Origin of the sequence: Coleofasciculus sp. D1-CHI-01, assembly GCF_040218875.1 — a bacterium.
Classification (GTDB): domain Bacteria; phylum Cyanobacteriota; class Cyanobacteriia; order Cyanobacteriales; family Coleofasciculaceae; genus Coleofasciculus.
The window spans coordinates 16254-42571 of sequence record NZ_JAVJQP010000140.1 but is presented as its reverse complement, the minus strand read 5'-3'; the positions used below and the strand labels follow the sequence as shown (position 1 = coordinate 42571).

Below are 26318 nucleotides of genomic sequence, written 5' to 3'. Positions count from 1 at the left end.
GTCATCAGAACGATTGTTAAGACTGGTGGCTAAAGCCACTAGCCAGACGCCTTGCTCGGTTTCATCCCCCGGTTGAAACGCAAGCTACTGCGTAGTGGTAAGGCATCCGTCTTCAAGCACTACCCGTTTACCATCGTTCTACACGACAGAGAATGGGAAAACTCTACTGTATTACCGTGCGATCGCATCCCTTAAGCATCCATCTGATTCGATTCTGGTAGGAATTTCGGATTCATAACTTGCTCTGGAGTGTAGGGACATTCCTCTGGAAAAACCTGTTCGCCCAACTGAGTCTCTCGAATCGCCAAAGCTAAGCCGAGTTCGTAAGCAGCGAGGAAAACCTCATCGAGATAAGGCTTTAAACTAGGGCTATCCTGCAAAAGTAACCTAATCTGAACCCGTTGTTCTCGAATAGTGCTCAACCAACTATTGCTGCGTTTGTCAGGTTGAAATTGCCATTTCAGTAGATGTCCTAACAACAGTCCTAATCTATTCCTCAGCTCTTGTCGCTCTTTTCTACCCAATGATTCAATTTCCTCAATCAGGTTAACCGTGTCTAATTGCTCCCATTGCTGAGCTTTGAGCAGCGCCGCCTGCTCTTGAGTCCAGCCATAAAAATCTGTTTGATAGAGGTGAGATGTGTGCATTCTGATCAATAGTTGTAGATTGCTATCAGACTTACGAATTTTTTGACGCTGCGCCTTTGGTGCCATTGCACTTACCAATAAGCAGTTAAATAGCAAAGAGTTAAAGTTTGTCCTCTTGCAAAACGCCAATCTTAGGTAGCTCCTTCCACTCCGGCTCAATCGGCGAATAACGGCAATAACACACAACAATCTCGTCATACTCAGCCGAATCAACCGACTTGAATCGCTCAACTCGGCTCACTTCCCAGTCAGACCAACGAATATGAGTGCTAGCATCGGGGAAGTTTGGATCAACTGACTCTTCAAAACGAGCAAACTCACGCAGGCGATCGCCTGATTCTGGCAACACCTGATCAGAACAATCCAAATACTCAGCCAGCATTCGGGTTAAGTGTCCCGCAGGTTGCAACTTGCGCTCCTTCCACCCCTGGGATGAAGCTGATTCAGTTTTGAAGATAATCCATCTCTTCACAAGTTATTCCTCCCTCTCTTGTTTGGGTTCGTAGGGACTAGCTGGAAACTGGGTTTCGCCGTCAAAAACACAATCAACTTCAAGCACTGAATCGCCAGTTTCCTCAACCCTGACAAGATTCCAGCCGTACTTATCAGCCATGTCCTCACACTTGTCTGGGTCAGTTGCGCCATGCCGTGATATGTTCTCATCCGGGTCGTACCGTGGGCTTCTGGTCATTGGTCATTGATACTTCATTGTAAGTTAGTTTATACCAAGCTATACCAAGCTACCTGTAGGGGCACGGCAATGCCGTGCCTCTACCATAAATGGTGTTTGTGCGTAAGTCCTGTTGGTATTAGATTAACGTTTTTATCGCTCACTCAAGGTGCAGGAGAACCATCGCGGCTGCTACTTTTGAGCAACGGAAACGCAATCACATCCCGAATACTCGCCGAATCCGTTAATAACATCACCAAGCGGTCAATACCAATTCCTAACCCCCCTGTCGGTGGCATTCCATACTCTAACGCCGCGAGAAAGTCTTCATCAACCCCTTGGGCTTCCAAATCTCCAGCGGCTTTGCGGGCGGCTTGTGCTTCTAAGCGTTCCCGTTGATCAATCGGATCAGTTAATTCAGAAAAGCTATTCGCCGTTTCTCGCCCAGCAATAAATAACTCAAAGCGTTCTACTAATCCCGGCTTGGAACGATGGGGTTTAGCCAGAGGAGAAATTTCAATCGGGAAATCGACGATAAATGTCGGCTGAATCAGGGTTTCTTCACATTTTTGCTCAAAGCATTCATTGAGCAGTTTCCCTAGGGATGGACAATCTTCTACCCCTTCAATCCCCACCTTTTTAGCCGCAACTTTTGCTTCATCGAATGTCTTGAACTGATTAAAATCTAAACCCGTCACTTCCTGCACTAACTCATGCATCGTGACGCGACGCCAAGGCGGTGTGAAGTCAATCGTCTCACCTTGATAGGTAATTTCCAGAGTTGTCAAACTATCTTGAGTGACGGTGGTAATTAAATTTTCCGTCAACGCCATCATATCGTTGTAGTCGGCGTAAGCCTGGTACACCTCAATTGAGGTAAATTCCGGATTGTGGCGCGTGGAAATTCCCTCATTCCGGAAAATTCGCCCCAACTCAAATACCTTTTCAAATCCGCCGACAATCAACCGTTTCAGGTGGAGTTCGGTGGCAATTCGCAGGTACAACTCCATCTCTAGGGTATTGTGATAGGTGATAAATGGACGGGCTTCTGCACCGCCTGCTTCTGTACTAAAGACAGGGGTTTCAATTTCAATAAAGCCACGATCCTCTAAATAGCGGCGAATGGCGGCGGTAATTTTAGCACGGCGACGGAAGGTTTCCCGAACGGTGGGATTCACCATCAAGTCAACATAACGCTGGCGATAGCGCTTTTCGGTATCGGTGAGACCATGCCACTTATCGGGTAAGGGTAATAGGGATTTGGTCAGGATAGCATATTCACTGACATAGACGGAGAGTTCCCCTTTATCGGTGCGCTTAATTGTCCCCTTTACGCCTAAAATGTCGCCAATATCCGTGAGTTGCTTGAGAGGGGTGAATGGATTCGGCAGATCCGTCATAGTTGCCGTAATCCGCTTTTTGTCGAGATACAGTTGAATCGTTCCAGTTTCGTCTTGGAGATTGAAGAATGCCAACTTGCCAAAGACACGACGCGCTAGAATACGACCTGCGATCGCGACTTCAAAATCAACCTCTTCACCATTCCCCAGATCTGCGAATTTCTCTTGCAGTTCAGCCGCATGGTGGGTAGACTGCCAGTGATACGCATAGGGCTCAATTCCCAACGCTTTAAGCTGTTGGACTTTTTCCAAGCGGGTAGCACGAATTTCTTCCAGAGTGTTTTGGCGATCGGGTGGAGACTGCTCAGGGGACATAATAGGGAACTGCTCGATGCTAATCTTGTAGGATCTCGGACATCTATCTTAACATTCGACAGAACAGATAACCGGAGCCTCACGCGATCGCACCGAACAACCGGATTCTCGCCATGCTGTAACCGAACACGGTAAATCAATCTAGAATACGCGATCGCTTCAGATGGCAAGTGTTATCAATTTTCTAACTGAATTGGATCGCCTGGTGGTGGATGTCGCCCTACGGCTTTGTCCGCCGCACGAATGTTAATGACTCTTTCTCGATTTAAGGCTAATACTGTAACCGTAGTCCGTCCAACTGGGGTTAAACCGATGATGAATAGTCCATCCGCTGACCAAATAAAATGATTACTCCAATTATCTTGTCTGGGGTTAAACAAAGGGACTTCGGCGTCTGACTGAGGATCGATGGCTGTCATTCGATCTGATTTCTTGCGGTTACAATGGAAGCAAGCTAAAGCCAAATTGTCAAGAGTATCAGCTCCATTTTTCGCGAGTGGAATGATATGCTCGATAGTAAAGGTTACATATTGCCATTGTTCAGAAGCATGACAGTATTCGCATAAAAGATTAGCCCGCTGACGAACTTGGTATTGGATCGTTTCAGAAATTGGACGACGAGCAGGCATCGTTTATAAATTGGATTGATTTTGGGTTAAATAAAGATTGCGGACAGTCCGATTTATAAAACTGAGATAGTCATCAATTTCTTCATATAAATCTAGTTCTTTCTCTTCTTCAGTATTGAGTGGTAATTTTTGTTGTTTCTCTAATAGTGTATTAATCCGTTCTTGAACAGTAATGGATGCACGAAATAGAGGAATTCCTTCAACTAATTCAATACGAACCGCTCCTTCAACAGGGAAACTATTTGGTAAGTTGTGCAATTTAGGTAAAGCTAGCATATTTTTTTTGTGTCGTTTTTCAGGTTTAATTATAAGTGCCACAATAGGGTGACAGGCTAAATTTGAACGTAATCCTTGGGCGTCAATCCCCAGATGCAGATGCATGAAACTCTCACAAGCGGGTGTAGCTTGTCGAGACGTGCGAAACTCTATCATCCATAATTTGGCTAAAGAGTCCTGTCAACTTCATGAGATTCAGCCCATGTTGCCACATTGACGGCGCAAATCGTCCCACCGTCAACGCTACCCGCAAATCCCAGGGTAAGGACATTAAACATACATCGAAACTAATAAACGGCGTTTATCTAATGTCGTAATTACCCTGACGACCACTATCTTAGGAAATTCATCGATACTAATCTTGTATGATGCTAGAAATTTATTTTAACATTGGACAAAGAGATGACCGAAAAAGCACGCGATCGCACCGAACAACCGGATTCTCGCCATGCTGTAACCGAACGCGGCAGTAGTGCGAGCATCTTGCTCGCTACATTGAGCATCTTGCTCGCTACCCATTCCCAATCTAAATGTATCTGTACTAATTCAAGTCAGTTTAACAAAACTTATTCAGTTGACAGCATAAATTTGATCACAATTGAGTTAATTTTCAGCCATAAGCGGATAAGATAAAGAGATTCTGAAGCAGAATCACCGCTAGCGTTGGGGCAGTCGGCAATGTCTTCTCACGAACACCTCTGGAAAAAAGGCTTCACTAAGCCCAATTCGACACCTGTGCCGAATCCCTTCAAGATACAGAGGCGTCGTGTCAAAGCCTTATCACCAAATTTATCGCAACAGGAGAAACTACAGCTCAAACAGCAAGCTGATCAAATCTCCCAGTTAGGTGACAATTCCAACAACATTCCGATTAAACCTCCAAACCCCACAACCGTCGCGAATCCGAGTCTGTCAAAATCCGGTGAGGTGGCAAATCAGCCGACAACGCTAGCTGCTGATGCTGTAGATATTCAAGCAGATGCATTAGAGGAACAAGAGCAAGAAGAAACTCAAGAGCGTGACGAGATTTCTTTAGCATCAGCCTCCGATGGTTCCGCATCAGATGGTACTAGAGAGCGTCAGGAAATAGCCGACAGTGACGCCGAGGAAATCACGGAACCCCAGGTAAACAGCGTCGAGAATTAAGAAGAAGAAACTGATATTCAGGCTAAAGCCGAACAACCCGCTCGTAATTTACTCGAAATTCCGGTAAACGTTTCAGGGATACCATCATCCTCAATTCAGAGACAAGTTAATCTGGGCAAGTTCACCAATTCCTATCCTCAGCAAATTCAACCCGCCTCTCACCCCAGATTAAATCAACTCAATGCTTTTCAAACTGGCAAAGTTGTACAGCCGCAGCGAATTCAGTCGCCTGTTAAGCCAGTCAATCCTGTTTTGAATCAGCGACACACTCAAACTGAGGCAGAAACGGTTCAGAAGCAAGGTACACCACAATCATCTGACGCCAGTGAAGTCGAGGCTGCACCCAATATAGAACAGGAGATTGAACAGAAACGAGGTGGCGGACAACCAATTTCCAATAAAATACGCCAGCCAATGGAGCAGGCGTTTGGGGCGGATTTTAGTCAAGTTCAGGTTCACACAGACAGTAAGTCGAACAAGCTGAATGAGTCAATCCAAGCCAAGGCATTTACTACAGGTAAAGATATCTTCTTTAAACAGGGAGAATATCAACCTGATAATCAGCCAGGACAGGAATTATTGGCACATGAATTAACTCATGTTGTTCAGCAAAATGGTAGTCAAGTTCAGGCGAAAACTGATACCGAAGTCGCAACAAAGGGAAATAAGTTACAGACAAAAGAACGGCTGGTATCCGGTTTTCCGACACAACTGAAAATCCAACGTCGAGAAAATCCCCAAGAACAAACAGTAAAACAGAATAAACCCCAGCCAGCACAACCCACTCCCGCACCCGCGCCAGAATCAGGTGGTGACATGGCTCCAGCCACTCCCCAGGTAGCCAATGAAGGTGGGAGTGCAGCAGCACCAGCCATTCCAGAAGAGGCAGGTAAAGCCCCTGCAACACAAGGCGGAAACCAACAAGCGGCTGGAGCAGGTGGGGCATCAGCTACCCCAGGCGGCGGTGGAGCAAAATCCCCCAGTTCCCCAGAAGAAGATCCCGCATTTAAGGGAGTAGTTAATAAGGCAAAGGAAGTAGCCGATAAAGAAAAACAGCATGACCCCGCCGAAGCTGAATCTAAAGAAGCCCAAGACGCCGCTGAACCTCCTGCAAATGAAGTAGAAAGTAAGGCGCAAGAAAAACAAGTTGGGGAAATGAACCAGCAGCAGCCTGGAACCTTTAATGCGAAGGCTTTCAAGGCAAAGCTGATGGAAAAAATTGGCGCAATTATTCCCGACAACGAAGAAGACGCCAAAAAATTCAAGGAGAGTAATCAGCTTGATTCGGTGAAGCAGGATGTCTCCTCACAAGTAACTGACGAGGAAAAAAAAGCAGCCGGTCCCATTGAGCAGAAAACCAAAGCCGCCCCTGATACCAGTGGTGTTGAACCGAAACCCGTCACGCCAATGCAGCCGCCAGAAGCGGGAGCTGCACCAACTGATATCAATGCCGAGAAAGCTGCACCGAAGCCAAAACCTGATGCTGAAGTATCCGCACCGTTTGAGGCAAATAGTCAAGAACTAGATGACGAGTTAGCCAAGGCGAAAGTCCCGGAAGAGACACTGGAAAAATCAAATGAACCACAGTTTGTGGACGCGCTAAGTGCGAAGAAAGAAGCACAAACCCACGCTAAAGAAGCCCCACAAACCTATAGTCGGGATGAAAAAGCCACTATCAATAAGGCTGAAGCGGAAGCACAAACGACGAGCCAAACTCAGCTCCAGGGAATGCATGGTGAGCGTTCACAACTGTTGAATCAGGTGATGGGCGCTCAGAGTGAAACTCAGGGCAAGGATACCCAGGAACGGACTAAAATTGCTAATGAAATTAATGGTATCTACAACAAGACCAAAGAAAAGGTTGAAGAGGTTCTCAGTAACATAGATGAGGAAGTAACAAAGAAATTTGATGCGGGGGCTGCAACTGCCAAGCAGATATTTGAGAATTACGTTGACCAGAAAATGGAGGCGTGGGAGGATGAGCGCTATGGTGAATGGTATGACGTAACCGGATGGGATGAGCGAGTTAGTGATAGTTGGCATGGGTTGCCACCAGAGGTCAATCAATTCTTTGTCGATGGGCGGCAAATGTATCTCGATTCAATGGATGGTACTCTGACCGATATTGCTAATTTTGTTGCCCAAAAACTGAATGAGGCGAAAGAAAAAATTGCTGAAGGCAAGCAGAAAATTCAGGAATTTGTTGCGGATTTGCCGGAAAATCTCCGGAAAGTCGGACAGGAAGCCGCACAGAACATTCAAGGGAAGTTTGATCAATTAGAAGAGAGTGTTAATAGTAAGCAGGATGAGTTAATTGACTCCCTAGCACAGAAATACAGTGAGAACCTGCAAGAGCTTGATGCCGAAATCGAGAAGCGCAAAGAAGCAAACAAGGGTCTGAAAGATAAAGCGAAAGACGCCATCGTGGGAACCGTTCAAACCATCATGCAACTGAAAGACATGCTGATGGGCGTTTTAGCAAAAGCCGCAGGTGCGATTGACAAGATTATTGTAGACCCAATTAAGTTCTTAGGGAATTTGATTTCTGGGATTAAACAAGGGTTTGAAAGCTTTGTCGGCAATATTTGGCAGCATCTCAAGAAAGGATTACTGGGGTGGCTGACGGGGACAATGGCAAAAGCTGGTATTCAAATGCCAGAAACCTTTGACCTCAAGGGTATCTTTACATTAGTGATGCAGGTGCTAGGGTTAGCGTATGACGCGATTAAGTCACGGACAATTAAGGCTCTGGGTAAGAATGGAGAGAAGATATTTAATGGGCTAGAAAAGACCTTTGAAATTTTTGTCATCTTACATGAGAAAGGATTAGGAGGTCTGTGGGAGTTTATTCAGGATAAGATTGGTGACTTGAAAGCGATGGTGATGGACACCATCCAGAATTTTGTGATTGAGAGTGTGATTAAGCAGGGCGTGCTGTGGGTAATTAGCCTGTTGAACCCAGCCTCGGCGTTTGCCAAAGCCTGCAAGATGATCTATGACGTGGTTATCTTCTTCATTGAGCGTGGTAGTCAGATTGTCGATTTAGTCAACGCGGTGATTGAGTCAGTAACGGCGGTGGCGAATGGTGCGGTTGATGGAGTAGGAAAGCTGATTGAGAATGCTTTGTCTAAGGCGCTACCTGTGGTGATTAGCTTCATGGCGAGTTTGTTGGGCTTAGGTGGTATTAGTGAGAAGATTCAGGAAATCATTCAGACAGTTAAACAGCCGATTGATAAGGCGATTGATTGGCTAATTTCTCAAGCGGTGAAGTTTGCCAAGAAGATTGGTAAGGCACTGGGATTTGGTAAGGGTAAAGGTAAGGGTAAGAAAGAGGGTGAGAACCAAGATGAAAATGAGGGTGAGCAGCTTGAGGATAGTGAAGTGGGTAAAACCGTTAACTTCAGTGGTGGAGGTAAAAACCATCGTCTGTGGATAAAAACTCAGGGAACCTCAACTACCGTCATGGTTGCTAGTACCCCAACTTCTGTTGAGGCGAAGCTGAATGAGTGGCAAGGAAAGCTGGATTCTGTGCCAGAAGGCAAGCGTCCACAGGCTCAATCATTGCTGGGTACTGCTCGTCAGCATTTGGGTACAACTGATCAGAAAGCCCAAAAAACGGCTAAAGAAATGGAGGAGGCGAAGCAAAACTCAACGGATGAGAAGGCTATTAAAGAGGCGGAACAGGCAGATAATCAGACTGAGGCGGCGGAAGAGACTCTAACGGACGTACTTAAGCAGTTATTCGAGTTATTTGGTGAGGAAGATAATGTAATAAAGTGGTGGGAACAGGAAAAAAGCTTTAATAATAAAGCGGGAGAATCACACAAAATTTTCTTCAAAGGACAAGGCAAATCAGCCGAGCTAATGATAGCATCTAATCCTACGGAATTGGAAAAATATCTATATGAACAAGAGCAGTTATATCAAAATGATGAAGATAAATTAACAAAGATAAACAGTGCTAGGGGAATTCATCAAAGTTTGGAAATAATTACCCGCTCAAAAGTGGAACCTAAAGATGCAGAGGTCATAACACAAAAAATTGAACAGTTGAGTGTTTTATTAATTCAGTTAGGTGACTCAACTTCCGAGGATGTTGAATTACCAGCTCAAGCTGATTGGAGTTTTGGAGGAGGTGCTAATAAATTTGCTCAAGTAGAAAAACTATCAACGCAAACAAGTACAGGAGGAACAGCACCAAGTTCATCTGCTTCTCCAAACGGATTTAAAATTCTACGGCTCAATAAACTTACAGAGGATAGCAAGTGGGTACGAATGCATATGATCAGTGCTGCCGTTGGAGGCAAAGGCAAAGATGAAAACCTTATTCCTGCTCCCGGATATATTAATACGGGTAGTCAAGTAAAAAGTTTTGAAAATAATGCTAAAAATCTTGTTGAAAACAAAGATGAAAAAACCAAAAAGCCCAATGTTATATGGATAAGAACACAAGTTAATTCATTTTATCCGGCTAGCACAGGTTCTAGTATAAATTATGGCTCAATTGATTTTGTTGAAAGTGTTAGTATGCGTGCTGGTTTGTACTTTTATGGTCAGAATCAGTGGCAAAAAGATACAAAAGCAATGATTTCTGAAGACATTAACATACCTTTGCCAGATTTCTCAAAATCCAGTGTTATATCTATTAATAATAGTGGAGAGCATAATATTGCAGAGGCTTGTGGTTGTTCAACTACTTTTGCTAGGGAACTCGTAAAAGAACGGAACAAGAATGGAGATTTCTCTAGTATAATAGACGTTGAAGCTAGAATGGAAGATTATTGGAATAACGAGTTAAAACAAAAACAGGGAAATCCATTTAAGGTAAACTTACAAAAAGTTATTAATGCTTTAAACAATAAAAAAATGAAATTCTAGTAGAGATTTATCATCAATTATCATGAAAAATAATTTAATCCAAAATTTTAAAGAATTCTTGGATGAATTCAACCAAAATAATTGCGTCGAAATAATTCATAGAGAAACGAATTTCCCAAATCATAGTGAATCAGTCAGAACTCGTACTTTTGAGTTGTTCAATAAGCGATATGAATATAAAATCCCAGAAAATATGAAAGAACTAGTGTCATTTCCTGCAAAACTTTATCTGTATTGGAAAGTTAGAGACAGTGAAGATCCTGAACTAATAGGAGAATTCTGTCTGCAAAACATTATTAACGTGCTGACTCTAAATGATCGGGTAGATGTTACGAACGAAGACATTGATGAAGACACGAAGGCATTGATGAGAAAAGCTCATTATTTTGACACCCAGCCTGAAAAAAGCTGGACTACATCTACAGTATTGATCCCCGAAGAAAGCAAAAATTTCCCAGATCTTTGGCTACTGGATGATTTGCGATTGTTTAGAATGAACTTGTCAATAGAACAATATTTTGATGTCTTATTTTTGACAAAAGGAATGTACTATTGGCAATATCTTTTTTGTGATAAAGCAGCCTATATAGATACATCATTTTATAAAAAGCGATACATAATGGAAATGCTTAAAATTTTGCCTGAGATCTTTCCAAGGCGAGATTATTCATTACTAATCGAGCGGTTTCACGAAATAAGTGACGAACCTTAATAGGAAATTATAATAGGGAGCATCCAAAATGTGCAAAAACATTGCTAGCTTTTTCTAAACACCTGATTATTTTGCAGTTGATTTTTGGGGCTATTTGCAAAATCGAGATACTCCCTTATAATGCAAGGCTATTTATCAAATCTACTGTTGCCAAATTAAGATTTTAAATATAATGACTATACATGGATAAAAAGATTGAATCGGATAAAATTAATATCAAATTAACCTTAAGTGACTCCTCAAAATTGCCTCTAACCCTTCACACAGTCACCCTAGCCCTAACCAAACAAGACGACGAACTCCTCGAATGTCGTCTCACCTTCCAAGTTAACCCCCAACTCTACCAGCGCATCGACACAGAGGCATTATTTAACCTTAAGCCAGAAGTGCGTAACCCCCTCTCGGCTGGAGAATTCCTGCCAGAATCGGACATGATAATCGATACCATCTTAAAACCCGATTTACTCCCTCGCCTAACAGGACATACTACAACCATTGATGAAACTGCAACCTACATTCTGAATCTCAGCCAAGAACAACCTGATAACCCATTACTCTCTACTGAGAATTGGTTAGCACTGTCGGTCAAACAGCTACAGGAATCAGGCGAGATAGGCTACCGCACCCTCTGGGATTATATTAGTCCAGCTGCCCTTGCTCAAGCCACGACTTCGGGTTCAAGCGAAGAAATTGCAGAAGCAATTACTACCTTCTTCAAAGATTGGACAGAGGCGAATCTATCGGAAGTGACACAGAAAACTACCTCCCAGATGCTTGAGGGAATAACCAATTTCTTCGATGAATTAGCTGATGTTAGTCTGGATGCCCTAGAAAAACAAATACCTAACACCATTACCGAACCTGAACCATCCAGCATCCCGATTTTTGCAGAAATGGTTAATTTCTTCAAACAGGATGATTGGTCTTTTTACCAAATCAAAGGACAACCTGTATTACAAATGGGATTCCAGGGAAAAAATGGTCAATGGACTTGCTACGCTAGAGCTAGAGAAAACGAACAGCAATTCGTTTTTTACTCAATTTGCCCAGTTACAGTACCAAAAGCCAAGCGTCGAACCTTAGGAGAATTCATTGCTAGAGCTAATTATGGCATGGTTATTGGCAATTTTGAGTTAGACTTTGCTGAGGGAGAAGTTGCCTACAAAACCAGTATTGACGTTGAAGGGTCAACACTCACGTTTCCTCAAATGAAGCGCTTGGTTGACACCAACGTGGCGATGATGGATCAATATCTACCGGGAATCAAGTCTGTGATTCAGGGAGATGCATCACCAGAAGAGGCGATCGCACAAATCGAAAAGCAGTAATGCGCGATCGCTGATTCACTGATTATGACCTAACTTTTCACGGGAAGTCTAGAGACCTGAGTAGGGGCGGGTTTAGTCACATCTGGGTGCAACCAAAAAGATAGTTGTGAAACCCGCCCCTACACACTTAAAACTAACGTTGCGCCACATAACGCGAAAAGTCAGATTATGACAGGTTTTGCCGAACTTCCCTTGTATCCCAGACATTTAACTAATTGTTATCAACCGAATGAAGAATGAACCATCAACTATCATCTAATACAGCCAATCTCCCTCAACATATCTAAATGCTTCTGTATCGGTGCAAGAGTATTCGCCGCAATCATCCCACTCGCCGCCACTGCGGGTAACCCAATTCCGGGAAAGGTGGAATCACCACAGCAGTATAATCCGGGTAGAGGTGTACCCACTCCAGGAAAGAAACCCACCCCCGCTGGAATCGCTGGTCCATAAGAACCCCGATACCGTCGCAAAAACCGTTCATGGGTTAACGGTGTACCCACTAAGGTTAAATCACACCGCGATCGCACATCGGGTATAATTCTTTCCAAGGCTTGCCACATCACTTGCGATCGCACTTGCTTTTGCTGTATATAGTCTTCACTACGGCGATCAAGTCCCTGCCACAGTTCGTAAGGTTCATTCCCCGGTGTATATACATGAATTACATGTTTTCCGGGTGGCGCGAGGGAGGGGTCAAGAATCGAAGGAATTGAGATTAACACCACATTTTGCGGCGCACTCACCCCTTTATCCCAATCATTGACCACAATATGGTGACAGGCTAAATCTGAAGGTAATCCTTGGGCGTCAATCCCCAAATGCAGATGCATGAAACTCTCACAAGTCGGTGTAGCTTGTCGAGACTGGCGAAATTCTCTAGGAAGCGCATCGTCGGATATCAGTTTCAGCGTATCCCAAACCGACGCATTGGACACCACTCCCTGACGCGCCCGGATTTCCTCACCCCCGCGTAATCGCACACCAACCGCCCGATTATTCTCCACCAAAACTTGCTCGATATGAGCATTTAGCCTCAGTTGACCCCCGTGTTTTTTCAGTCCCCGTATCAAGGCTTCCACAAGTACGCCACTTCCCCCCACGGGATAATCTAAGACAACACCCGGTTTATACCAATCCGCAAACATAAACGCCATCTCTGCGGCGCTGGTTCCATTCGCTGGGAGTCCCGATAGCAGGAAACAGAGTAGATTTAACCAGTTGCGTAAGAAGGGGTCAAACACCACATCATCCATAATCTGGCTAAAGGGTCCCGTCAGCTTCATGGCATTCAACCCATGTTGTAACATTGACGGCGCAAATCGCCCCACTGTCAACACTACCCCCAAATCCCAGCGTACCGCCGCCGGGGGAATTGCGATCGCAGCTTGTCCCAAAGGTTGCATTACCTGTTGTAATGAACGCCATTCCGCTACCGCCTGATTCCCGCGTAACTGTGCCAGTACCTCAGCAAATTGTGACGCCCCCACCGAGGTGTCAAAATCTCCTTCTGGTAAACAGCATCCCCAGGTATCGTAAGTCAGACAGGGGAGTTCCTCACCAATCGCATCTAGAACTTGGCGTAAGGGGTTCGGGGAAGGACTATAGGATAAGCCAGAGTATAGTGAGGGACCCGAATCAAAGGTATAACCGTTGCGGGTAAAACTGTGTGCCGCCCCACCGGGAATCGAGTGGCTTTCACAAACCGTGACATCTAAGCCATAGCGGGCAAGTAAAGCGGCGCAGCTTAGACCGCCGATACCGCTACCGATAACAATAATATCTGGACAACTCATTATATATTGCGATCGCGAACTAATTGAGGGACTGGATGCCGAAGAGTAAAAGGTTCTTTTGTCAATATAATTAGGGCTTGCTGCACAAAGCAAAAACCGCAAAGCCCATCAATACTTTGAGCTTTATTGACACAGGGTTGGATTCAAGGAAATCCGGTAGGGAACTTGCGGCTTAATAGTATACCAATCAAGCTTGGCTGAGTTGATGAATACAGCTTTCCTCACTGGTACTTTATTTTTACGCAGCTCCCTAGCATCCTTCATAAGCATGGCATCACCTTGCTCAGGACAAATGTACCCTTGCTCCCCCAGCTCTCCCAGCTTCCTCAGCTTCCCCAGCTCCCCCTCACCACAACACTTATTCAGCAGACCCTAATTAGGCATCTATCCGCTGACAATCACGAGTCACCTAATCCTTAAGTAATTATACCCAAGTTATAGGGGTGTTTTTAAATTAAACTAGACTAGGAGGATATATATCGTTAAAAATTGGCAAATTTTTATCCTGTTTTATTTTCGGGATTGTCATGAAGCAAGAAATGATGTTTAGTAAATTCGATTTATTAAGCTTTATATCTTTTTGTCTTATTTGTTCAGTGACGTTTAGTCAAAGTTCAGTCTTAGCACTTCCATTGGAGGAAATCGACGATATTATAGACAGCATAAATGATGGAATTGAGGAAATTAATCGCACTGGGGAAACGATAAATGAAATCACAGATTTTTTAGGGATTGATGGAGATGATGATGAAGAGGATGAAGAGGATGAAGATGATCAGTCCAACAAAAAAGAAAAATTATTCCGACTCTATGCAACATGGTATAAAGGCTTATCTCCATCCGAACAAAGACTTGTTTCCTGGCTGACTTTAGAGTATGCCAAGAATCAAGACATGACTTTCAATATAATTACTTCCCGTGAAGGCTTTTCTGAAAAGCCGCTTCAAGAACAGGCTAAAATTGGTCACATTTACCACACGTTTGATGCCATTTATAAGGCTGTCGAAGAAGATAAAAGTATTTTTTTCTCGTTTGCGTTTTGTGTAAATAGTGGTTCTGATAGTTGCCCAGTCAATGAATTATTATTTTGATGTCAACACCAAGTCATACCTACGGATGTAATATTTCTTGGCATTTGGCGTAATTTGGTCTGAATCAAGCCGCCGAAACTTGGCATTTCTGACGCCAACTCTGCAAATCAGCTAAAGCGCGATCGCGATACGCCCCATACCGCTCTTTTTTCCCTTTAATCCGTACGGCTAAAGGCGGTAAAATACCAAAATTGGGTGGCATGGGTTGAAAGTGTTTCGGTGAGGCGGCACTAATAAACTCAAATAACGCCCCCATCATCGTCGTTGGCGGTAACGTAATCGGTTCCAATCCCAACACCAACCGCGCTGCATTTGTCCCCGCTAACCACCCCCCAGCCGATGCGGCTGTATACCCTTCCGTTCCCATCAATTGACCCGCCGCTAACAGGGTGGGACGATTTTTAAACTGTAGTGTGGGATACAGCAACTCTGGCGAATTAATAAACGTATTCCGGTGCATCACTCCCATCCGCACAAACTCGGCATTTTCCAATCCTGGAATTAACCGAAAGACTCGCTTCTGTTCGCCCCAACGCAGGTTTGTCTGAAACCCAACCATGTTCCACAACTGACCCGCCTTATCTTCTTGGCGTAACTGTACCACCGCATAAGGGCGTTTACTCTGATTTTCGGGGGCGCGAAAATCTCCCTGACGGCTATCAAATAATCCCACAGGCTTTAGGGGACCATAACGCATCGTATCTTCCCCCCGTCGCGCCATTTCTTCAATCGGTAAACAGCCTTCAAAGAACTTTGCCGTTTCTTGCTCAAAATCCTTTAATTCGGCTTTTTCCGCCTGACACAATTCCTGCCAAAACCGTAAATATTCCTCCCGATTCATGGGACAATTCAGATAAGCTGCTTCTCCCTTGTCATATCGGGACGCCATAAACGCAATATCTTGATTAATCGACTCCCCGACGACAATCGGCGACGCGGCATCAAAGAAACTGAAATAGTCCATTCCGGTGAAGCGCTGCAAGTCTGTTGCTAAAGCTTGACTCGTCAACGGACCTGTTGTCAGTACCACAACCCCATCTGGGGGAATTTGTGGCACTTCTCCCCGCCGTAACTCAATCAAGGGATGACTAGCCAGGGTTTTGGTCAAATCGTGGCTAAATACCCCCCGATCCACTGCCAACGCTCCCCCAGCCGGAACTGCATGGTTATCCGCTTTCGCGATAACAATAGAATCCAGACGGCGTAACTCTTCATGCAACAACCCCGCCGCGCGATCGCTTGATAGCGCCCCAAAGGAATTACTACAGACCAATTCTGCTAATTCTCCGGTATGATGGGCGGGACTCATCTGCACTGGGCGCATCTCATGGAGTACCACAGACACACCCGCTTGGGCAATCTGCCACGCGGCTTCCGTACCCGCTAATCCACCACCGATAACCTGAATTGTCTGTTGTTCCATGTCTTATTTATTATCACACGTACTCCCAATTAACCAATGACTAATGACGACGAACCCCTCCTGAAATTTGCCCTCCTAAAATTTGATGGAGTAAATTCTACTCGAGTCTAGCCGTCTAACACACTGGGGTCAATTAGAGTAATATCAAACGGGTCTTGAGATCCGCTTTGTTTGTCTTCGGACTTAAGTCTTTTATCTTCGGGCTTCAGTCGGTAGTATTTCGCACTCACGCCTGAACTACCGCTAAACATAACGTGATCGCTATCTTTAAGTTCGTAAGCACTAATTTTACGACCATTAACCAAGATACCATTGGTGCTAGGTTGACCTTGGAGATTGCCATCCATAATTTTGTAGCAGTAAGACCCGTCATCAAGTGCTATCCGTCGTAACGTCGCATGTTGGTTCGAGACAAACATGGAGAACAAGCGGATATCGCAATTCGGTGATCGACCAAGGGAATAGACTTCCGCGTCTAAGGGAACGATTCGGCGTCCTTCATCATCTTGCACCAGCAATAGATGGCTTTCTTGAGCATCTGAAGCCTCAGAAGACTGATGTAAGTCCTTGGGGGTGCTGTTGTTGGCAGGTTTTTGGAATCGGGAAGTTTCAGTTTGAGACATTTTTTTTATCCTTGGGTTTACCGAAGGCGGTAACAACGACAAGCGAATAACCCACAGTAGTTTGATCTAGTTTAACCATTGGGCGATCGCAACTCTTCGGGACAAGGGAGATAAGGGAGACAAGGGGACAACAAATATCTTAGCAGGTTAGGATTTTCCGCTACTCTACATTAGGCGTCCCCGGAGAACGCTCTAGAGAGCCGAAGAAATAAGATTGCGTTTCTTTCATGCTATATCGAAAACTAAAGGACTGGCGACGCCTAAAAATTCAACCATTGAGACAGGGTTCCCGGAACGGGTAAGAGAATACTCACCAAAACAGTCAGCGCTAGCAATCCGGCAAAATCTCGCCAGTTATCCAATTCTGAAACATCGTTCAACGCGGGTTCATCGACAACGGGTAGCAAGATTAATATAATCGCCCACAGGAGTAAATCGGGTTGTAGGAATGCCAAAACCAACATCAATAAGCGACTCAGTTGACCAATGGCTGCACCAGTTCTCTGTCCAAACATGGCGTGGATAACATGACCGCCATCCAGTTGACCGACGGGCATTAAATTAAATGCCGTGACGACTAACCCAATATACCCAGCCACAGCGACTGGATGCAGGTTGATTGCCATATCGGGCATGAATTGACTACCTAATGCCCATTTGCTGATCACAGACAGCAATAGGGAAAAACGCGGATCTAAGGATTGGATATTCACCAATCCCGATTCTTCCGTCAACGGAACCGGACTAGAATGGGCTAACCCCCAGAATAGCAGGGGAAGGGCAACCAGTAACCCCGCCACGGGACCGGCAATGCCTACGTCAAATAAGGCTTTGCGATTAGGTACAGGCGATCGCATCTGGATAAATGCGCCAAAGGTACCTAAGAAAAAGGGTATAGGGATAAAGTAGGGGAGAGTCGTCCGCATTTTGTAATACATCGCGACGAGGTAATGACCGAGTTCGTGAATCCCTAAAATTGCCATCAGGGCTAAGGCATAAGGCAATCCTCTCAGTAACGCCTCTGGGTTGGATTGCACTTGTTCGGGAGAAAGTCCGGCAATTTGGGTAGCACCCACCACAGTTGTGGTAAACAAGGTAATCACAAAGAGAGCTAATGCTAGCCCCGGTCGGGTTAACTCGTCCTGCAACCGTTTGTCTCTAGACTGGGTGTAGGGGTTGGGAACCAGCGCAAAGAAAGGTTTCCCACTGAAGCTTTCCTGAAAAATCACAAAAAAGCGATCGCCAAATTCTGCCTCAACATTTTTCCGCACTGTTTTGTAAGCCGCATCCGGATTCGTGCGGAGTTTACCCCGACATAAAACCGCTTGGGGACGATACTCCAGATTTTGGAGATAGTAAACCCCCCAGGGAAAACAATTTCGCAGTTCCGTTTCTTCCTGCTTGGTTATTGGACGCAGTCCTAACTTTTCAGCCGCCTGGGAAACCGTTGATCCAGTCGCTGAGTTTTGAGAGGGTGTCGGCATCCGGTTCATCCTGGTAACCGAGTACCTGCCAATAAAGTAGGCAATGAAAACAAGTAAAATTAGGAGTAACCAGAGTTCCATGATGTACAGATAACTATTCGTGATAAAAGCAAAATCTTGACTAAGATTAGTCAAAGTGTCTGATAATTACAGACCCACCCCAATTGTGTAACCTGATTGGTATCAAACGGATCAGTGTGTTTCTTTTCTCAGCTCATCGCCAAATCAATAACCTACTGTGTTCAAATCCCCACGCCCAGTCCTTAATCACATTTTCGCATTTCCACCCAATCGCGACACCTTAGGAGGTACAGCTTATTTCATTGTAGAGAATGGGGCTGGGGTATTGATTGATTGTCCAGCTTGGAATGATGTCACCCACCAATTTTTGCGGGATCACGGCGGTGTATCCTGTTTGTTCATTACCCATCGCGGCGGTATTGGCAAAGCCCAGGAGATTCAGGAAGCCTTTGGCTGTAAGCTGGTGATTCAAGAACAAGAAGCCTACCTGCTACCCAGCGCCCAAGTTACCCCCTTTCAGCGAGAGTTGACAATTTGCGATCGCTGTACGGCTATCTGGACACCGGGTCATTCTCCGGGTTCCGCTTGCCTTTACTACAACCAGGAAGGGGGCGTATTGTTTTCTGGACGCCATTTGCTACCGAACTCAGAGGGAGAACCAATGCCCTTGCGAGTGTCAAAAACATTTCACTGGCAACGGCAACTTCGCAGCCTCCAATTTCTCCTCGATCGCTTTACACCAGACACCTTGAGTTATATTTGCCCTGGAGCAAATACTGGCGCACTCCGAGGAAAAGGCGCGATCGATCAGGCTTATCAACGGTTGTCTCAAATTGACCTAGTTTGATGGTGTAGGGGCGGGTTTCACTATTATCGTTTCCTCCCTCACCCCGATGTCACTAAACCCGCCCCGACTAAGTTTTGACGGCTCGGATCAGCTCTATTAATTTTGGCGTCCCCTGAATCCTGAGGAAGGGCGGGTTTAGTTCAGTTATCGGTTGGTGTCAAAACGTTATGGGTAAAACCCGCCCCTACAGAATCGGCTTCCAGGCTCCCCCAGCTTCCCCAGCTCCCTCTGCTCCTCCTGCTCCCCCCGCTCCCCCCGCTCCCCCATATGTAACTTATGCGGCTTTAGCGGCGAGGACAGAATCCCCCGATAATAACTCCACGGCGGCTTGATATTGGCGATCTGAGGCTGTACCCGCACGAGTCACAGGAACCGGATCAAGAGACACTTCCCAATCCGGCGTAATCCCTAACTTGTTGATATCTCGATGATTGGGAGTTTCGTACTTAGCAACAGTTACGGCTAACCCTGATCCGTCAGATAAGTCAAATAAGGACTGAATTAACCCTTTCCCAAAGGTTCGTTCCCCGACAAGTTCCGCTCTACCATTATCTTGAAGTGCGCCCGCTAAAATTTCACTGGCGCTGGCACTTCCCTGGTTGACTAATACGACTAATGGTGCTTCTGTAACTGCCTGTCCAAAAGCATCAAAACTGCCCATCATGCCATTGCGATTAACGGTATAGACAATAGTGCCACGATCCAGCCAAAGACGCGCAATTTCTAAACCCGCCTGCAATAAACCGCCGGGATTATTCCGCAGATCGAGAATGTAAGCATTTGCTCCTTCTTGTTCAAGTTGGTTAATCGCAGCTTCGACTTCCGTGGGCGCATTGGCACTAAATTGGGTTAAGCGAATGTAGCCAATGGGGATGCTGTTGGATTCAGAATCGAGTGCGGCATAAACTGGATTGAGGGCAATGCGATCGCGCACCAGTTCAATCACCCTAGGTTGCTCGTCCTTACTCTGAATGGATAGGGTAACACTCGTGCCAACGGGTCCACGCATCCGGGCGGCGGCTTGATCAAGGGTTAAAGCGGCTGTGGTTTCGCCATCAATTGCCACAATGCGATCGCGCGGTTGAATGCCGGCTTCCTCGGCGGGAGATCCAGCGATGGGCGCGACAACAGCTAATTGCCCGGTTTCATCATCCAGGGCAATTTGTAACCCCACACCAGACAGTTCACCGGATGTATTCACCTTGAGACTGCGATATTGACTCGGTTTCAGCAGTCGCGTGTAGGGATCATCCAGAGTGGCTAACATGCCCTCAATCGCCTTGTAAGTGGCATCACGGTTCTCTAAATCCTTCTTCAGAGTTTTCTGGCGCACCAGCCACCAGTTTTGCTCGTTAAAGGAGTCATCCACATACGCTTGCGAGACAATCCGCCACGCTTCGGAAAATAGTTGTTGTTCTTGAGTCGATGCTGAAGCTGAGGGAGTCCACCCCACCCATAACAGGACAATTTGGCAAAGGATTATCAGTCCAACCCAGAATGATCGTTTTGGCATAACTCAACAAAAATTAACGCTAGGCTTTGATGCTCTCATTTACCTAGTTTGGCAAAGTCTGAGAAATAAGTGTGCCAGGGGTACAGTTTTCGCCTCCTTACGGTTGGCGCAGATGGGAAGCAGGGGAGCAGGGGAGCTGGGGGAGCTGGGGGAGCTGGGGGAGCTGGGGGAGCTGGGGGAGCTGTAGGGGCGGGTTTTACCGCTAACGTTTGGTTTTCACCCTGATATTCCTAAACCCGCCCCGACAGAGTGCAAGTAGTTTTCAACAAATGACAAAGGACGACTCTTGTCAAGTTATGTTACATTTCTCATAGAGCAATTTCAAATCGGGTCAGTGTTCCCGATACAAAGATTCCGCCCCAGCGGTATTCAACACGCTAGCCCCAGAGCTATCTCATTTCCTGATAGACTTAACCCTATCCAGGATTAGCTCACGCGCTTTCCAGCAATATCCTTCTAAAAATTCTGGCTTCATGTTTTCTAAGCAGGTAACTGAATCAAAAGCTTTTAACTGGTTTGAGGAGCGTCTAGAAATTCAGGCATTAGCTGAAGACGTAACATCAAAGTACGTTCCTCCCCACGTTAATATCTTCTACTGTCTCGGTGGAATTACTCTGGTTTGCTTTATTATCCAGTTCGCTACTGGATTTGCCATGACCTTTTACTACAGACCAACGGTCACTGAGGCATTTTCGTCTGTACAGTACATCATGACGGATGTCAACTTCGGTTGGCTGATCCGTTCCGTCCATCGCTGGTCTGCCAGTATGATGGTGCTAATGATGATTTTGCACGTCTTCCGGGTTTATCTGACAGGCGGATTCAAAAAGCCACGGGAATTGACCTGGGTAACAGGCGTAATTTTGGCAGTCATTACCGTTTCCTTTGGCGTGACAGGATACTCTCTACCTTGGGATCAAGTGGGTTACTGGGCGGTCAAAATCGTCTCCGGTGTTCCTGATGCGATTCCTGTAGTTGGTTCCTTAATCGTTGAACTTATTCGTGGCGGTCAAAGTGTTGGTCAATCTACCTTGACTCGCTTCTACAGCCTACACACCTTTGTTCTTCCTTGGCTCATTGCCGTCTTCATGCTGCTGCACTTTATCATGATTCGCAAGCAGGGTATCTCTGGTCCCCTCTAAACTGCGATTCCTGACAAAGACGTGCTACTCTTTGTTGATTAAGGACATTTAAAATCATGTCAATTCTGAAAAAGCCGGATCTCAGTGATCCCAAATTACGCGAAAAATTGGCTCAAGGCATGGGTCACAACTACTACGGTGAACCCGCTTGGCCCAATGACCTGCTTTACACCTTCCCAATCGTGATTATGGGGACAATCGCTCTATGCGTTGCTCTAGCTGTCCTTGATCCAGCGATGATTGGCGAACCCTCTGATCCGTTTGCCACTCCCCTAGAAATCCTACCGGAATGGTATCTCTATCCTTCATTCCAAATTCTGCGCGTTGTTCCTAATAAACTCTTGGGGATTGCGTTAACGGGAGCGATTCCACTTGGTCTAATCCTGGTTCCCTTTATCGAAAACGTCAACAAGTTCCAAAACCCCTTCCGCCGCCCAGTGGCAACCACTGTCTTTATGATTGGTACCCTGGTTACGCTGTGGATGGGTATTGGTGCAACATTCCCGATTGACAAATCGTTTACTTTGGGTTTGTTCTAAACGTTCAAAGTCTTTGAACTTAACACCTGTCGCTGTCTTAGTTATTTCTCTATCTAAGGCAATGGCAGGTGTTATATTATCAGGGAACAGGGAACAGCCAAATAGAACTTATTCGAGTAATATTGGGGTTAGGAAGAATTTAAACATACAGCATTAGTAGGTCGGGGGAAAAGAAAAAATTGAGGAGTCTAAAGAATACCCCAACTCATCATTTATTTGTTTTTCTAGAGATTTTTGCGATTGAAGGCGGGATTCAATCTTACGTCAAAAATATATTACAAGCTTATATATCCATTCAGGCTCAAACTGAAGCCGAGATAGGCGCTGAGATATTTTTACTCCGGGATAGCCCAGATTGCGACAATCCATTTGATGTTCCCTGTCTAAAATTTCGTTACCTGCAAACCAAACCGCCAATGTTAGGGCGTCTCAGGCTAGCCGCAGCGCTTGGACTTTGTTTGTGGCAAAAACGTCCCAAGCATGTCTTTTGTGGTCATATTAACTTAGCACCTCTGATTCAGTTTCTTTGTCAACCATTGGGTATTCCTTACACCGTTTTGACGTATGGCAAGGAAGTTTGGCAAGAATTACCCAATTCCCAACGTCGGGCGCTGACTGGTGCGACTCAAATCTGGACAATTAGTCGCTACAGTCGCGATCGCGCTTGTGCGGCGAATGACTTAGATCCCCGTCAGGTTAAGATTCTACCCTGTATGGTGGATACAGATGTTTTTACGCCGGGTGAGAAGTCTCCAGCGTTAATTGAGCGATATGATTTGGCAGGGGCTAAGGTACTAATGACTGTAGCCCGTCTGTGGTCAGGGGATATTTATAAGGGAGTGGATGTGACGATTCGCGCCCTCCCTAAAATCGCGACGGTTTTCCCAGATGTAAAATATTTAGTCATTGGGCGCGGTGATGATCAGCCTAGATTAGCCCAATTGACTCAAGAACTTGGTGTTCGCGATCGCGTGGTTTTTGCTGGGTTTGTTCCCACCAGTGACTTAGTTGAACATTACCGCGTAGCGGATGCTTATATCATGCCCTCTCAAGAAGGCTTTGGTATTGTTTATCTAGAAGCCATGGCATGTGGTAAACCTGTATTAGCTGGGGACGCAGATGGATCGGCTGATCCCTTACAAGATGGACGTTTAGGCTGGCGAGTACCGCACCGTGATCCGGACGCCGTAGCAGCAGCCTGTATTGAAATCCTTAAAGGAGAGGATCAGCGCTGTGATGGGAAGTGGTTGCGAGAACAATGTCTGGCTCAATTTAGCCGAGATGCTTTTCAGGAACAGTTTAAACAACTCTTGTATAACTAACTTATAGCGCTTTTCAAGTAAGTAAGGTACACAGACAGATCCCCGACTTCTCCAAGAAGTCGGGGATCTTGCTTCGATGTGTCTACTGCTATACTTACTGTCTCTACCTCCTTAAAACTGCTCTAATTCTTCCTTAAATAAAACATCGAGGAAAATTGCAGAACCTGTAAGGTAGGCAATCAAAATCAAGAATGTCAGCATAACCATCACCTCCACTAGGAAATACGTCCACTTGGCTAGAGGTTATGCACATTAGTTGCAATTCTTTACAATCTTGGTCAACCCCCGGTTTAGCGATCGCAAGTCTATATGCCAATCGCCACCACCCTGCGCTGAACCTGGGAATGTTTCGCACCTGAACCCGAATACCCCTAGTCGCGGACTACCGCTCTATTTACATTTTTTCACTTTTGCGATCGCATGGGCAATAGGAATACCCGAACAAAACCTTTCATTTTACCGTAAATCCAACAAAATAGGAAATTCAAATTCATTATTCATAATTCATAACCATCCCTCATCGCCTTTTGATAAGCTTGAACCTGCCAATCAATCCCCGTAATCGCTGTTCCCACCACCACAGCATCAGCACCTAACTGGAGGGCTTGTTGTGCCATCTGGGGCGAGGCAATCCCCCCTTCACAGATCGTTGGTACTCCTAACTGTTCGACGATTTGGGACAAAAGTTCAAATCCTGGTGGCTGAAGATGTTGGGTTGAAGCGGTGTAACCATACAGGGTTGTTCCCACAACATCAGCCCCAGCGTTCACGGCGGCGATAGCATTTTCAATCGTATCGATATCTGCCATCACTGGTTTCTCTAATTCCGCGTGAATTCGGGGAATTAATTCAGAGAGGGTTTCCCCGCCAGGGCGTTGTCGTAACGTAGCATCAAGGGCAATAATATCAGCCCCAGCTAACGCGATCGCCTGGGCATGATCAAATTGAGGGGTAATGTAAACCTCAGAACCCGCTATCTGCTGTTTCCACAACCCAATAATCGGTGTTGTCGGACATTGCTTTCGCACCGCTTGAATATGGGCAGGGGTATCAATTCGCACCCCAACCGCGCCCTGATTCACGGAGGCTTGTGCCATCGCCGCAATCACCAATGGATCATGGAGAGGCGAGTCAACAGGGGCTTGACAAGAGACAATCAAACCGTGACGTAACACTGAAATTAAGTTCTGAGAATTGGCTGTCATATTCAATTTGGGTTAATTTCCCCCGTTTGGTTGGGATAAGGCAGAAGGCTCCAAGGCAGAAGGGGTAGAAGGCAAAAGTACCCAAGGGATAAAGGGAGTGAAAAAAAGTGATATCATAGCAATCCCCAGTGCTGATGATACACCCATGGAAGAGGCGAATGTAGGGGCGCAAGGCTTGCCATTGGTGTCAACTTAAGGCTGGAAGCCTTACTTATACCGAGTTGCGCTCAAACATAGTAGATAGGAAAAGCAGGGGAACCAGGGGAACCAGGGGAACCATAATTAATCAAAGTCCCCCTTTTTAAGGGGGATTTAGGGGGATCTAAACTTTGAGCGTTAGTGATACAAAGTCTTAAGTTGACACGCTATATCTCGCTTTCATCTTAATTTTTAAATCACAGTAACCGACTTTTGTTTGCGCCGTAACTGGGCAACAACACCACAAGCACCAATCGCCAATAACCCGACAATAGAAGTCGATTCGGGAACTGAAGTTCCATCAGTCAAATCAACTAATCCGCGATCGCAGTCCAAGACGGTTCTCCATTCAGATCATTAATCTTCAGTAACTGAGCAAAGTCAGACGTTGGCAGTTGATCGCGATTCCCTGGATTACTCCCCAACCCCACCAAAACATAAGCCTGTCCCGTCGCATCAAAGGCGATATCATGGGAACCTGTGGCTTCCGTGCCATCTTGGGGGGATGCGATCGAGGGCAAACCTGTCACAATCGGTTCTGTGACTCCATCCTGAATGCGGAGTAACCTACCTGTTGCTCCATAACACAGGTCAACCTCAGGGCGACTTGGCGAGGGAATACAGGAACCTGAACCCCCTTTCCCGGCTTCTGTCGCATAGAGAGCGCCATCAGAACCAATCGTTAAACCTCTAGGACTATTTAAATCACTGGCTAATACGTCAACGTTAAAGCTGGCTGCTTGTGCTGCTTCTGAGACACCAAACGCCATTAATGCAGTTCCCGCCGCCGCGATTGTCAGTTTCTTGAACATGATTAATTTTTGAATTTGAACGGTATCATGTTACCGCTGATTCTTAACTGTTCTGGTGATAGGCTGGAAACGTTTATAAAGCTTTACTTTTTCAGGAATAAAATAGAGTAATTTAGTCAAAATTAACAGCTTATAAAAATATTTATACCTATAGGTGGATTGCGTTTATAACAGCTCGTTATACATTATTATTCTGAAAGCAAGATCCCCGAATTCTTGGAGAAGTCGGGGATCTGTCTGTGTAGCGAAACTGTAGGGGCGCAAAGACTTGCGCCCGATTTAATGGTAAAATCTATTCCAC

26 protein-coding genes are annotated in these 26318 nt (G+C 45.6%); 12 read left to right on the top strand and 14 right to left on the bottom strand.

Features of this window, described 5'->3' with window-relative positions:
- The first annotated feature begins 51 nt into the window (after positions 1-51).
- Entirely contained in the window at positions 52-195 is a 144-nt protein-coding gene (locus RIB93_RS24875; protein WP_446376695.1) for an RRXRR domain-containing protein, read from the top strand.
- On the opposite strand, the gene RIB93_RS24870 is transcribed toward RIB93_RS24875, so the two are convergent.
- From RIB93_RS24870 to RIB93_RS24845, 6 genes are all read right to left on the bottom strand, one after another.
- Positions 192-647, bottom strand: a complete 456-nt coding sequence (locus RIB93_RS24870) for a DUF29 domain-containing protein (protein ID WP_446376713.1) — start codon at positions 645-647, stop codon at positions 192-194. The genes RIB93_RS24875 and RIB93_RS24870 overlap by 4 nt on opposite strands.
- 100 nt (positions 648-747) lie before the next feature.
- Positions 748-1119 (bottom strand): hypothetical protein, encoded by a 372-nt coding sequence (locus RIB93_RS24865; protein ID WP_446376693.1) that lies wholly within the window; start codon positions 1117-1119, stop codon positions 748-750.
- A 3-nt stretch (positions 1120-1122) separates the two neighbouring features.
- The gene (locus tag RIB93_RS24860) at positions 1123-1338 is read right to left on the bottom strand and encodes a hypothetical protein (RefSeq protein WP_446376691.1); all 216 of its coding nucleotides are present in this window, start codon (positions 1336-1338) and stop codon (positions 1123-1125) included.
- 143 nt (positions 1339-1481) lie between these two features.
- Positions 1482-3032 carry a lysine--tRNA ligase gene (gene lysS, locus RIB93_RS24855; protein ID WP_446376689.1) on the bottom strand — a complete coding sequence of 517 codons (1551 nt, stop codon included), beginning with the start codon at positions 3030-3032 and terminating at the stop codon, positions 1482-1484.
- A 176-nt stretch (positions 3033-3208) separates the two neighbouring features.
- Complete coding sequence (locus tag RIB93_RS24850) at positions 3209-3661, bottom strand: HNH endonuclease (protein ID WP_446376687.1); 453 nt, start codon at positions 3659-3661, stop codon at positions 3209-3211.
- A gap of 3 nt (positions 3662-3664) precedes the next feature.
- A complete protein-coding gene (locus tag RIB93_RS24845) occupies positions 3665-3937 on the bottom strand; it encodes a hypothetical protein (RefSeq protein WP_446376711.1) in 273 nt (90 codons plus the stop codon).
- A gap of 402 nt (positions 3938-4339) precedes the next feature.
- Between RIB93_RS24845 and RIB93_RS24840 the strand changes: the two genes are divergently transcribed.
- From RIB93_RS24840 to RIB93_RS24820, 5 genes are all read left to right on the top strand, one after another.
- Positions 4340-4570 carry a hypothetical protein gene (locus RIB93_RS24840; RefSeq protein ID WP_446376685.1) on the top strand — a complete coding sequence of 77 codons (231 nt, stop codon included), beginning with the start codon at positions 4340-4342 and terminating at the stop codon, positions 4568-4570.
- Between the two features lie 45 nt (positions 4571-4615).
- A complete protein-coding gene (locus RIB93_RS24835) occupies positions 4616-5083 on the top strand; it encodes a hypothetical protein (RefSeq protein WP_446376683.1) in 468 nt (155 codons plus the stop codon).
- A gap of 252 nt (positions 5084-5335) precedes the next feature.
- Complete coding sequence (locus tag RIB93_RS24830) at positions 5336-9961, top strand: eCIS core domain-containing protein (protein ID WP_446376682.1); 4626 nt, start codon at positions 5336-5338, stop codon at positions 9959-9961.
- Between the two features lie 22 nt (positions 9962-9983).
- Entirely contained in the window at positions 9984-10673 is a 690-nt protein-coding gene (locus tag RIB93_RS24825) for a hypothetical protein (protein WP_446376680.1), read from the top strand.
- Between the two features lie 182 nt (positions 10674-10855).
- Positions 10856-12001, top strand: coding sequence for a YbjN domain-containing protein (locus RIB93_RS24820; RefSeq protein WP_446376678.1), 1146 nt, complete (start codon positions 10856-10858; stop codon positions 11999-12001).
- A 251-nt stretch (positions 12002-12252) separates the two neighbouring features.
- Here the strand turns inward: RIB93_RS24820 and RIB93_RS24815 are convergent, their stop codons facing one another.
- Positions 12253-13797: a phytoene desaturase family protein gene (locus RIB93_RS24815; protein WP_446376676.1), complete on the bottom strand. Its 1545-nt coding sequence runs from the start codon at positions 13795-13797 to the stop codon at positions 12253-12255.
- A 527-nt stretch (positions 13798-14324) separates the two neighbouring features.
- Here RIB93_RS24815 and RIB93_RS24810 point away from each other — a divergent pair.
- The gene (locus RIB93_RS24810) at positions 14325-14888 is read left to right on the top strand and encodes a hypothetical protein (protein ID WP_446376674.1); all 564 of its coding nucleotides are present in this window, start codon (positions 14325-14327) and stop codon (positions 14886-14888) included.
- Between the two features lie 64 nt (positions 14889-14952).
- On the opposite strand, the gene trmFO is transcribed toward RIB93_RS24810, so the two are convergent.
- The 3 genes from trmFO to RIB93_RS24795 form a co-directional block, all read right to left on the bottom strand.
- Positions 14953-16311 (bottom strand): FADH(2)-oxidizing methylenetetrahydrofolate--tRNA-(uracil(54)-C(5))-methyltransferase TrmFO, encoded by a 1359-nt coding sequence (trmFO, locus tag RIB93_RS24805; RefSeq protein ID WP_446376672.1) that lies wholly within the window; start codon positions 16309-16311, stop codon positions 14953-14955.
- A gap of 107 nt (positions 16312-16418) precedes the next feature.
- Positions 16419-16934, bottom strand: a complete 516-nt coding sequence (locus RIB93_RS24800; RefSeq protein WP_446376670.1) for an FHA domain-containing protein — start codon at positions 16932-16934, stop codon at positions 16419-16421.
- Between the two features lie 260 nt (positions 16935-17194).
- Entirely contained in the window at positions 17195-18499 is a 1305-nt protein-coding gene (locus tag RIB93_RS24795; RefSeq protein ID WP_446376709.1) for a site-2 protease family protein, read from the bottom strand.
- Positions 18500-18656: 157 nt separating this feature from the next.
- On the opposite strand from RIB93_RS24795, the gene RIB93_RS24790 reads away from it, so the two are divergent.
- Complete coding sequence (locus RIB93_RS24790) at positions 18657-19286, top strand: MBL fold metallo-hydrolase (RefSeq protein ID WP_446376668.1); 630 nt, start codon at positions 18657-18659, stop codon at positions 19284-19286.
- 274 nt (positions 19287-19560) lie between these two features.
- Here the strand turns inward: RIB93_RS24790 and ctpA are convergent, their stop codons facing one another.
- Positions 19561-20799, bottom strand: a complete 1239-nt coding sequence (ctpA, locus tag RIB93_RS24785; protein WP_446376666.1) for a carboxyl-terminal processing protease CtpA — start codon at positions 20797-20799, stop codon at positions 19561-19563.
- Positions 20800-20868: 69 nt separating this feature from the next.
- On the opposite strand from ctpA, the gene RIB93_RS24780 reads away from it, so the two are divergent.
- From RIB93_RS24780 to RIB93_RS24765, 4 genes are all read left to right on the top strand, one after another.
- Positions 20869-21024, top strand: coding sequence for a hypothetical protein (locus RIB93_RS24780; protein WP_446376664.1), 156 nt, complete (start codon positions 20869-20871; stop codon positions 21022-21024).
- A 248-nt stretch (positions 21025-21272) separates the two neighbouring features.
- Positions 21273-21941 (top strand): cytochrome b6, encoded by a 669-nt coding sequence (gene petB, locus RIB93_RS24775; protein WP_446376662.1) that lies wholly within the window; start codon positions 21273-21275, stop codon positions 21939-21941.
- A 56-nt stretch (positions 21942-21997) separates the two neighbouring features.
- Positions 21998-22480: a cytochrome b6-f complex subunit IV gene (petD, locus tag RIB93_RS24770; RefSeq protein ID WP_446376661.1), complete on the top strand. Its 483-nt coding sequence runs from the start codon at positions 21998-22000 to the stop codon at positions 22478-22480.
- Between the two features lie 179 nt (positions 22481-22659).
- Positions 22660-23802, top strand: coding sequence for a glycosyltransferase family 4 protein (locus RIB93_RS24765; protein WP_446376659.1), 1143 nt, complete (start codon positions 22660-22662; stop codon positions 23800-23802).
- 497 nt (positions 23803-24299) lie between these two features.
- Here the strand turns inward: RIB93_RS24765 and RIB93_RS24760 are convergent, their stop codons facing one another.
- The 3 genes from RIB93_RS24760 to RIB93_RS24750 all read right to left on the bottom strand — a co-directional run bounded on the left by RIB93_RS24760 (position 24300) and on the right by RIB93_RS24750 (position 26017).
- On the bottom strand, positions 24300-25007 hold the full coding sequence (locus tag RIB93_RS24760; protein WP_446376657.1) for an N-acetylmannosamine-6-phosphate 2-epimerase: 708 nt from the start codon (positions 25005-25007) through the stop codon (positions 24300-24302).
- Between the two features lie 390 nt (positions 25008-25397).
- Positions 25398-25541: a PEP-CTERM sorting domain-containing protein gene (locus RIB93_RS24755; RefSeq protein WP_446376655.1), complete on the bottom strand. Its 144-nt coding sequence runs from the start codon at positions 25539-25541 to the stop codon at positions 25398-25400.
- Positions 25520-26017 (bottom strand): ScyD/ScyE family protein, encoded by a 498-nt coding sequence (locus RIB93_RS24750; RefSeq protein WP_446376653.1) that lies wholly within the window; start codon positions 26015-26017, stop codon positions 25520-25522. The genes RIB93_RS24755 and RIB93_RS24750 overlap by 22 nt, the downstream gene beginning before the upstream one ends.
- Positions 26018-26318 lie beyond the last annotated feature (301 nt).